This window comes from Clostridium sp. 1001270J_160509_D11, assembly GCF_015667935.1.
Lineage (GTDB): Bacteria > Bacillota > Clostridia > Peptostreptococcales > Peptostreptococcaceae > Intestinibacter.
This window is the reverse complement of sequence record NZ_JADPET010000101.1, coordinates 1-10638: the sequence shown is the minus strand read 5'-3', so window position 1 is coordinate 10638 and position 10638 is coordinate 1. Positions and strand designations below refer to the sequence as shown.

Annotated in this window: 11 protein-coding genes; 2 read left to right on the top strand and 9 right to left on the bottom strand. The window is 26.5% G+C overall.

From position 1 onward, the window contains the following. From I4U58_RS09710 to I4U58_RS09700, 3 genes are all read right to left on the bottom strand, one after another. Window positions 1-576, bottom strand: a 576-nt coding sequence (locus tag I4U58_RS09710) for a glutathione peroxidase (protein ID WP_195931104.1), incomplete at its 3' end; no start/stop codon positions are given. Between the two features lie 136 nt (window positions 577-712). Further along, entirely contained in the window at window positions 713-1189 is a 477-nt protein-coding gene (locus I4U58_RS09705) for a glutathione peroxidase (protein WP_195931103.1), read from the bottom strand. A gap of 91 nt (window positions 1190-1280) precedes the next feature. Further along, complete coding sequence (locus I4U58_RS09700) at window positions 1281-1718, bottom strand: MarR family transcriptional regulator (protein WP_195931102.1); 438 nt, start codon at window positions 1716-1718, stop codon at window positions 1281-1283. Between the two features lie 262 nt (window positions 1719-1980). On the opposite strand from I4U58_RS09700, the gene I4U58_RS09695 reads away from it, so the two are divergent. After that, entirely contained in the window at window positions 1981-2565 is a 585-nt protein-coding gene (locus I4U58_RS09695; RefSeq protein ID WP_195931101.1) for a class I SAM-dependent methyltransferase, read from the top strand. 278 nt (window positions 2566-2843) lie between these two features. Then, complete coding sequence (locus tag I4U58_RS09690) at window positions 2844-4748, top strand: endonuclease MutS2 (RefSeq protein ID WP_195931100.1); 1905 nt, start codon at window positions 2844-2846, stop codon at window positions 4746-4748. 43 nt (window positions 4749-4791) lie between these two features. Here the strand turns inward: I4U58_RS09690 and I4U58_RS09685 are convergent, their stop codons facing one another. From I4U58_RS09685 to I4U58_RS09660, 6 genes are all read right to left on the bottom strand, one after another. Then, window positions 4792-5793, bottom strand: coding sequence for a serine/threonine-protein kinase (locus I4U58_RS09685; RefSeq protein ID WP_195931099.1), 1002 nt, complete (start codon window positions 5791-5793; stop codon window positions 4792-4794). Beyond that, complete coding sequence (locus I4U58_RS09680; RefSeq protein WP_195931098.1) at window positions 5784-6107, bottom strand: hypothetical protein; 324 nt, start codon at window positions 6105-6107, stop codon at window positions 5784-5786. The genes I4U58_RS09685 and I4U58_RS09680 overlap by 10 nt, the downstream gene beginning before the upstream one ends. 116 nt (window positions 6108-6223) lie before the next feature. Then, a complete protein-coding gene (locus I4U58_RS09675; protein WP_195931097.1) occupies window positions 6224-7195 on the bottom strand; it encodes a S8 family peptidase in 972 nt (323 codons plus the stop codon). A 231-nt stretch (window positions 7196-7426) separates the two neighbouring features. Next, entirely contained in the window at window positions 7427-7951 is a 525-nt protein-coding gene (locus I4U58_RS09670; protein WP_195931096.1) for a 3'-5' exonuclease, read from the bottom strand. Between the two features lie 11 nt (window positions 7952-7962). After that, the gene (locus tag I4U58_RS09665; protein ID WP_195931095.1) at window positions 7963-9333 is read right to left on the bottom strand and encodes an aldehyde dehydrogenase; all 1371 of its coding nucleotides are present in this window, start codon (window positions 9331-9333) and stop codon (window positions 7963-7965) included. A 149-nt stretch (window positions 9334-9482) separates the two neighbouring features. Next, window positions 9483-10514: a 3'-5' exonuclease gene (locus I4U58_RS09660; RefSeq protein WP_195931094.1), complete on the bottom strand. Its 1032-nt coding sequence runs from the start codon at window positions 10512-10514 to the stop codon at window positions 9483-9485. Window positions 10515-10638: the final 124 nt, after the last annotated feature.

The window sequence follows — 10638 nt, the reverse complement described above, 5'->3', positions numbered from 1 at the left end:
TGCATCTACTACAGCATCAGCTAATGCGAATACTTGATTGTGAGCAAATCCACCAACTATTTCTCCAGTTTCTATTTTTTCTGGATCATCAGTTGGTGCAAATCTTTTTATTACGTTTCCATCTTTATCGATTAAGAATTTAGTGAAATTCCATTTAATATCATCACCGCTCGTATTAAATCCTTTTGAGCTCAAAAATTCGTATAGCTCTTGAGATTTTTCGTCTTCTGTAGCACTTGGTGCTTGCCCTCTTAAGTATTTATATACTGGATCCGCACCTTCACCATTTACGTCTATTTTTGAGAAACGTTTGAAAGTTGTACCATAATTTGTTGTACAGAAATTTTTTATTTCTTCATCAGATCCCGGAGCTTGTTCAAAAAATTGATTGCATGGGAAATCTAATACTTCAAAGCCTTTGTCTTTATATTTATCATATAATTTTTGAAGCCCTTCATATTGTGGTGTAAATCCACAACCCGTAGCAGTATTAACTACTAAAAGTACTTTTCCTTTATAATTATCTAAGGAAGTTGTTTCGCCGTTTGTATCTTTAACTTTATAATCGTATATCATATTTTTCTCCTTTATATTTATTAATTATTTACTTATAATCCTTTTTTATTATTTGTAAATTTAACTAAAAAATACATCAATATCTGATTATAATTTTTATTTTTAAGAATTTCATTTGAAATATTTTAATGCTAAATTATTTTAATAAATCTTTTATATCACTTTCTATTTTGCTCGGTTTTACAATTGGAGCATATCTTTTTACTACATTTCCATCTCTATCTATTAAAAACTTTGTGAAGTTCCATTTTATATCACTTCCCATTATTCCACCTTGTTCATCTTTTAAAAATCTATAAAGTAGATGTGCATTTTTCCCGTTGACTTCTATTTTTTCAAACATATTAAATGATACTCCGTAATTTAACTGGCAAAATGAATGTATTTCTTCATTACTTCCAGAGTCTTGTTTTGCAAATTGGTTGCATGGAAAACCTAGTATCTCTAATCCTGAATCTTTATATTCTTTATATAAATTTTCTAATTCTGCAAATTGAGGTGTAAAACCACATTTACTAGCTGTATTAACTATTAAAACTACCTTTCCTTCGTAATCTTTCATTTCTACTTCTTGTCCATTTATTTTTTTTGCTTTAAAATCGTAAAATTTCATTTTTATTCTCCTAAAATATATTTTTATTTATAATTAATTTATTTAAATTTAATTTAATTCAATCAATTTGTGTTATTTTTTAGTTAGACAATTACTTGCCTAACTGCTTTAACATTTTGTCTAAACTTTTCTTTAATTTAATAAGTTCATCTACTTCCAAACCATTTATTTTACAGTACATTTCATCTGGAACTTTTTTTATGTCATCTTTTAAATCGATTGCTTTTTGAGTTAATTCTACAATTACCATGCGGTCGTCGTTTTTATCTCTGTATTTATTTACAAGACCCATACTTTCTAGTTTTTTTAAAACTGGAGTAAGCGTTCCGGAATCTAAATAAAGCTTTTTAGCTACTTCTTTAAATGGTGCTTTTTCAAGCTCCCACATAGCTAACATAGTCACATATTGAGTATATGTTAAGTTGTATTTTGATAATACTGGTTGGTACATTTTTATCACTTCTCTTGAAAGTGCATATAGAGAAAAGCACAACTGATTATCTAATTTTAACTTATCGTATTCTGACATATTTACCATCCTTCCAACAGTTTAGTAAAATTTAATTGATATAAATTGATTATATTTTCAATTAAACTTTAAGTCAAGTATTTTTTTAATATTTTAATTTTTTATCTCAATTTGTCGAAAATAGACAAGCGCTAATTAGTTGCATTTTCTAACTTTCTATATTATTATTTAATTAAGATTTTGTCAAGCCAGGAAGGTTACTTGCTTTCGTGGCTACTTTTTTCAAAATGTTAATTATTGTGCAGTAAGGAGGGAAATTTTCATGGATTACACACAATTTTTAGATTCAAACTCAATTAACTGGGATTATACAAAAATAATGGACATCTGTAAAATAAGCTATATTTTAGATCGATTTTCTATAAAGGAAAATGATAAAATCTTAGATGTAGGAACTGGTACAGGAATGTTGATACCATTTGTTCATCAACACAATCCAAAAGGTAATATAAAAGGTGTAGATAAATCACTTAATATGATTGAAATTGCTAAAGAAAAATTTAAAAATGTACAAAATATAGAGTTCCAATTGGCTGATGTCGAATCAGATGATATAAAAGGTACTTTCGATAAAATAATACTCTTTTCAGTCTTTCCACTATTAAAACACAAAATAAGTACTACAAAAAAACTTATCGAAAATAATTTATCAGATGATGGAAAACTATTAATAGCTCATCCCGAAAGCAGAAAATCACTAAACTCATATATAGGAACAAATGCTCCAATATATACTCCAAAACTTTTAGATATTTATCAACAAAGAAATATGTTTAGACAGGCAGGATTATATGTAGAAGAAGCTTTTGAAAATGATCGTATATATTATATAATACTACATAAATAATTTTATTCTAATTTATATAAATATATTACGATTTAAAGTATAATTTTTATGATTTAGGAAAACTTATTTATAATTGTTTTTTATTATATTAAAACAATTTCTATTATATTAAATAATATATAATTAAGAGTTTCAAATAAATTTAATAAAAGGAGAATGCTTTTTGAATAAAACTTATAATTTAGAAGTGGTGCTTCTTAGTAAATAAGGAGTACAACTTAAAAACTCCTTATTTACTAGGTTATATAAAATAACTTATATAAATAAAGGAGCCGAAAATGAATAATACTACATTAGAAAAACTACAACTAAATGATTTAAAGGAATTAATCAAAGTGTACTGTGTAAGTTCTCTTGGTAAAGAACTTATAGACAAATTAACACCTAAGAAAAATATCAATTCTATAAATACTATACTAAATGAAAACAAAGACGCTAGAAATATATTAAACAATAGTACACATATTCCACTTGAAGGTGTATTTAATTTAAATCCATTAATAAATAAATTAGAAAAGGGAATAACCTTAAATACTGAAGATCTTATGAAAATAGAAGCATTCTTACGAGGATGCAATAAAATAAAAATTTTCATGAAAAATATGAGCTTTTATGGTGAAACACTCTCTTCTTATGCATTAAATATAACAGATTTAAGTTTTATTTCAGAAGAAATAAATCACTGTATAAAATCAAATAAAATAAATACAAATGCTTCAAGCCAGCTTAAAAAAATAAGAAAAAGCATTGAGGCATGTGAAGATAAAATAAAAGAAAAGCTTAATAAATTTTTAACTTCAAGTTCAAATAAAAAATATATACAAGAATTTTTAATAAGTAAAAGAGATGATAGATATGTTATCCCTATAAAATCAACTTATAAAAATTATGTAAACGGTACTATCTTAGATATTTCCGCAAAAGGAGGTACCGTATTTATAGAACCCGATAATATATCAAAATTCAGCACACAACTTATTTCACTTAAATCAGAAGAAGCTATTGAAGAATATAAAATATTATCATATTTAACAGAATTAATTTTTGAAAATATAAACGAAATAAAAATAAATCTAGAAGTAATTTCTACTTACGATATGATATTTGCAAAAGCTAAGTACAGCCTAAATAATAACTGTATAACACCAGATTTAAATAATCATGGCTATATTAAATTAGTAAAAGCTAAACATCCACTACTTAAAGGGGATATAGTTCCTCTTGATTTTGAAATTGGAGAAAAATACAGAAATTTAATAATAACAGGCCCTAATGCTGGAGGAAAAACAGTAACACTAAAAACAGTCGGCATTCTCGTCTTAATGACACAATGTGGAATTGATATTCCTGCTGAAAAAGGAACTTCAATATCAATTTTTGAAAATATATTTGTCGATATAGGAGACGATCAAAGTATCGAAAATGCACTTAGCACATTTTCTTCTCATATTAAAAATATAGCTTCCATAATCAACAAAAGCAACAAATCTACCTTAGTACTTCTAGACGAAATAGGCAGTGGTACTGAACCAAATGAAGGAGCTGCTCTTGCAATAGCTATATTAGAAGAGTTATATGAAATGGGATGTATAACAATTGCATCAACCCACTATGGTGAATTAAAAAAATACGCCACTATACACCCTGATTTTGAAAATGCAGGTATGATGTTTGATAAAGATACATTAGAACCTCTTTATAAATTGACCATAGGACATTCCCAAAATAGCAATGCTTTATTTATCTCTAAGAAAATGGGAATCAAAGACAAAGTCCTGAAGAAAGCTGTTAATTATATAAACAATAAAGATTATGAAATAAAATTAATTGATAACAACAAAATAAGAACTGAAACTCTAATAAACAATAAACATACTACTACTTTTGATTATTCTGTAGGAGACAAAATAAAACTTTTAGACAAAGATGATTATGCAATAGTATATTCTCCTATAGACAAATTCAATAACGTTCAAGTTTTATATAATAACGAATTTATAATAGTAAATGTAAAGAGAACTGAACCTTACTTAAAAGCTAAAGATTTATATCCAGAAGGTTATGATTTAAATACTTTATTTACTTCTTTTAAAGAAATCAAATTAAACAAAGATATTGCAAGGGGTTCAAAAAAAGCTCTCAAAAAAATCCAAAAGGAAATTAAAGAGAAGAATAATAAATAATTAAAAAATGAGGTTGTTGGATAAATAATCAACAACCCCATTTTTAATTGTCTTCTTTTATAATCTTTCTAATATATCTAAATCCTTGCGAAAATTTCTCAAAACTTTGTTCAAATTCACCCTTTGTTTTATAATTTACTCTCCAAATTCCATCTTGTTTATACATTACAATTTTTTTATTTTCTTTTATCCATCTATAAATGTTATCTTCTCTTTCATATCTCCAATCTAAGTTAGTATTGACTCTTGCCATATCATTTAAAATTTCTAATACACTTTGATATCTATCATTTGGATCTAAGTTTAGACATTTTTCAGTTATTTCAATTAGTTTCCTTGGTATATGTGGGTAGTATTTTTTTCTGGCTGGGAATTCACCATTTACTATAGCCATTTTTAATTCGGGTAGATTTTTTCGTTTTTTGACTTGGCGATTGTATTCTTCTTCACCATTACACATTCTATATAAAGTGTTTCCAAATTGATAAATATCAATACGCATATCTACTCTTGAACTATAACATTGCTCTGGTGCAATATGTTTATAGTACACATTTTTTAGTTTGCCTACTCCATCTGAATTTATATTTATAGAAGACCCAAAATCAGCTAAAACTGCACAATTATAATCATCAATTAAAATATTACTCGGCTTTATATCACAATGTAAAATTTGATTTTTATGAATATAATAAATTCCACTTAATATATCTAGAGAATACTTTACTATTTCTCTTACAGTTAAATTTCTATTTTGGAGTATATCTTGTAGAGAGCCATTTTTATAATATGGCATAGATATATATATATTATCGTCATCATAAGTAGCATAATTTACTTTTACTATATTTTTATTTTCTATATCTTTAATTTTTCTTACTTCATCAAAATACTTACTACTTTCTTTTATAGTGTTTTTATCTATTTGTTTTAACATAAAAATTTCTTTTAATTGTGTATCTTCTACTATATATAAAGATGAATTGGCTCCATGTGACTGCACTTTTTTTATAATCTTCATATTTAACTTTGATTTTATTTCCATTTTTCAACTCCCCTACTTATAAATAATTCTTCTAATACCCCTTCCATCTTTATTGCCTCTTCCATATCATCTAAAATTTTCTTAACATCCTCATTATTTTCTAAGTCTCCAATATGAATTTTGTAGTATTTGATGTTATCTTCTTCGATAAAAATAGACACTAAATTTCTAACATAATTCAACTTTTGGGCTGTATTATAACATCTAGGCAAGACTATTTCATCTCTTCTTATTACTTTTTTAGTATTAGAAAAATATCTAAAAATGCTGAATTGTATCTTATCCGTAAGTATATCCATATCAATATATATCATGATTTTCAACTCCCCACTTTATATTACTATATAATATGAGGCTCAAATTCAAAAGATGAACCATTTTATTATTCTAAAAAAATAGTTCATCTCTTATATATATTTTAATATCTTACTTATCTCGGCTTTAAATACACAAGTCCATTTCCCTGTATTGTTCTAGGATATTCAAGTGTTTTTGTAAATTTTATTAGTTGCGCATACAACTCATCTGCTGTAAGTTCTCTCTGAAATACATCATCTGACCAGTTTTTGAGAAGAGCTAATGTCCCTGTAACATGGGGGGCTGCCATACTAGTTCCACTAAGACTAGCATATGTGTTATTTGGAAAAGTTGAAATAATATCAACACCTGGAGCAACACAGTCTATAACTAAATTTGCATTTGAAAAATATGCTGGAACTGCTTTTTTATTTACTGCTCCTACTGATATTACATCTACATATGCAGCCGGATATGAATATTCAAAATCGTCATAATCACCATCACCTTCATTACCTGCTGCACATACTACAGATATTCCATTTTTAATTGCATTTTTTATAGCTTTTTCTAATTTATCATCACTAGTTGGCATTCCAAGAGACATAGATATTATATCTACATTTAAATCAGTAGCATAATTAATCGCATTTATCACCCAACTCGCCTTCCCAGAGCCAGTTCTATCTATTGCTTTTAATATATATAGCTGAGCTTCTGGCGCAACTCCAATCAAAAAATTCGAATAATTTTTTGCTGCTATAGTTCCTGCAACATGTGTCCCATGACCAATTCTATCTGTTACTATGTTGGGATTTTTCATATCTTCAGGGGTAAAGTTTCTTACACCTGCTATCTTATCTTTTAAACTTACATGGTTAACATCACAACCCGAATCTATAATTGCAATTTTTACTCCCCTACCTGTATAAGAAGATTTCCACATATTTGGTGCTGCAATCATCTTCACCCCATATGGAGATGCATTATTTCTAAGTCTAAAATTTTCTCCATTTTTAATATAAGGAATTAATCTTACTTGAGGATCATTTTGTTCTATAGAATCTTTTTTCAAATTATTGTTATTTAGTTTATTACTTTTCATATATATCCCCCATTTCAATATACTAATTCAAATATAATCAAGTAGTATTACTATTTTAATAACATTCTTTATTTAATATATTACTTACAAATTTGCTTTGTTCCTATAGTCTTTGAGGTATCTAAATCTTAACATAATGGGCGTTTATTTTTATAAATATAATTTCCTATCTGAAATTAGTTTTATTTTATGAATTTTATTTTATATAAAAAAAATGGACCTAAGTCCATTTTATTCTACATCATCTTTTATTGTTAAAAATAATTTTGCTGTCGCTAGTGTATCACTATTTGCTCTATGCGCATGTTCATTTACTATATTGTAGTATTTGCATGCAGTCTCTAACTTTTTGTTTTTACCTTTATAAGATTTACATTTTTTTAGCATTTCTAAAGTACATATATGATTATTTATAGGTTCTAATCCTAGTAAATCAAGATAGTAATTTAAAAATTTAAGGTCAAATTTTGCATTATGAGCTATTATTGTAGTATCACCTACATACTTTCTGAAGTTTGGTAAAACAGTTTCTAAACTTTGTTCATTTTCTACCATTTCATTAGTTATACTTGTTATCCCAGTTATATGTGAAGGTATTATACCTTTTGGCTTTATAAGTCTTGAGTAATTTCTTCCTATTTGGTTGTTTACTATTTCAGTAACACCTATTTCTATAATTTCACACCCACTAAAAGGGTCTAGTCCAGTTGTTTCTAAATCCACAACAATATATTTATCGTCTGTATATTTACTCATTTAAATCTCCTTTATTTTAAAAATAATTTTAATAATTTCATTTTTAAATCGTTATAAGGCATATACCTTATAGGTAGGTCAATCCAATTGTATTTCTTTACAATCGATTTTTCATGTGTAAAGGTATCAAAACTATATTTTCCATGGTATGAACCCATTCCACTATTTCCAACTCCACCAAACGGCATTCTTGATGTAGCTAGTTGTATTATTGTATCATTTATACATCCGCTTCCAAAAGATATATTTTTCAAAATATCAGCTTCTACTTTTTTATTTTTAGTAAATAAATAAAGTGCTAGAGGTTTTTCTCCCTGCAAAATAATATGTTTTACTTCTTCAATATTATCAAAAGTTATTATAGGAAGTATAGGTCCGAATATTTCCTCTTGCATTATAGGCGAGTCTAAAGTTATTTTATCCAATATAGTTGGCTCTATTTTTAATAATTCTCTATCTATATCGCCTCCATAAATTACTTTTTCGCCTTTTATTAAGTTTATTAATCTATTAAAATGTCTTTCATTTATTATATTTGTATAATCTTCATTTCGTAAAGCCTCTTTAGTATAAAATAATCCTATATATTCTTTTAAGTATTTTACAAATTCATCTTTTACACTATTTTGAAGTAATAGATAATCTGGGGCTACGCAAGTTTGCCCTGAGTTTAAGTATTTACCAAATACTATTCTCTTTGCTGCTACTTTTAAATCCGCACTTTCCTCCACTATACAAGGACTTTTGCCTCCTAGCTCTAATGTTACAGGAGTTAAATTTTGTGCTGCTTTTTTCATTATTATTTTGCCTACTGTTGGACTACCTGTAAAAAATATATAATCTAGTTTTTCTTCCAACAATTCTGTTGTAACTTCTTTATCTCCATTTACTACAGTTATATACTCTTCTGGAAAAGTTTCTGCTATCATCTCAGTTATAACTTTTGATGTATGTACTGAATCTTCAGATACCTTCAATATTGCACAATTTCCCGCTGCAATAGCTCCAATTAACGGTTCTATACATAATAAAAATGGATAGTTCCACGGAGATATTATCAGTGCAACTCCATAAGGTTCTTTTTTTATAAAACTTTTAGAGTGAAATTGACTTATCGGTGATAAAACCCTCTTCTCTCTTGACCATTTCTTTACTCTTTTTTTTATAAATGTTAAATCACTAAGTGTAATTCCAATTTCAGTCATATAAGACTCAAATTTAGATTTATTTAAATCTTTTTTTAATGCTTCTTCTATTTTACCCTCATATTTATTTATAGCTTTATATAATTTATTTAGTGATTCTATTCTGAAATCTATATCTTTAGTTTTTCCTGTTTCAAAAAAGCATTTTTGTTTTTTGACTAATTCACTTATAACCATATAATCACCTATCAAATTTTTATTAGATTTTAATTATTTCTATAATTGAAATTATACCATAATATATATAGATATACTAATTTAGTAGTATTTAGATATATTTTTTACATTAAAAAAATCTTCTCGAGGAAGATTTTTTATCAATTAGCTTAGGTCAAACTTTCAGCCGGCTCAAATTCTACTTTTATATCTATAAAGATGTTTTCATATTCCATATCTTCAATAAATAAATCTAAAATATTATCCATCTCGTCTTCATATTCTTCTTGACTTAATTTATATAAAAGTGCATCTCCATATAAATCCATTAAATCAAGATAAAAATTATTTAAAACATAGAAATAACCATCTTTTATGCCTCTTAGCTTATCTACAGTATCCAATTTTTTCATTATGTCTTTTACTAAGTCTATATTTCTAACTTTTATTTGTCTAGTTGAATATACATATCTCCCAACCATAGACAATATATCTATAGATAGTTCGTCAATAGTATAGTTGCCTTCATTATGATATAAGTATCTTTCATAATCTTTTATTTTAGAATCTATACTAGTATCTATTTGATTGTAAGGATTTTTATTTATATCTTGAATTATTAAATAATTTCTTATATCTTGGTCTTTTTCTAAAACTTCATCTAAGATATGTAAATTGTACGCATCATATAAAGGGTCATGTGCATCTCCACTAAACTCTGTATTTGATAACTCTAATAAGTGAGTTAGAGATATATAGTTCATACACTTAATTCCATATCTTAAATATTTTTCTTTAATGTCTACAAAAAAACTTTGGATATTGTTTAAAAATCGAGGATGGTTATTTTTCTGTGAACTTATTCTATCCGTATTTTTAAAACAAGTTAAATCTAAATTTCCAAAAGTGTAAATCCCCTCTATTTCATCAAAATTTCCCAACCAATGTTTAAATGATCTCATAACACTCTCATAAGTAGGAGCGTTTTCCAAATCTTCAGTTGTAATATGTGTTAATTCTTCTATATGAGGATAAACTGTCTTTGTAAAAATAGGTTTTATTAACGACTTAAACTTTTCTATTTCTTTAGTTTTTGTATCATACTTTATAGCCCCGATTGCTATTAAATCAGCTTTAAATCCTTCCCTTTTATTTTTTGCATTGTTCATGTTCATTTCAAAATCCATATATATTTTCTTCATACAATTCCCCCAATCATAAGAAAATATTCTAATTAAATTTATGCTATACCTTTTATTAAAACACATTTTTTAAAATTATATCCGTACTTTTTAAAGATATATAATTTTCCATGTATTATAAACT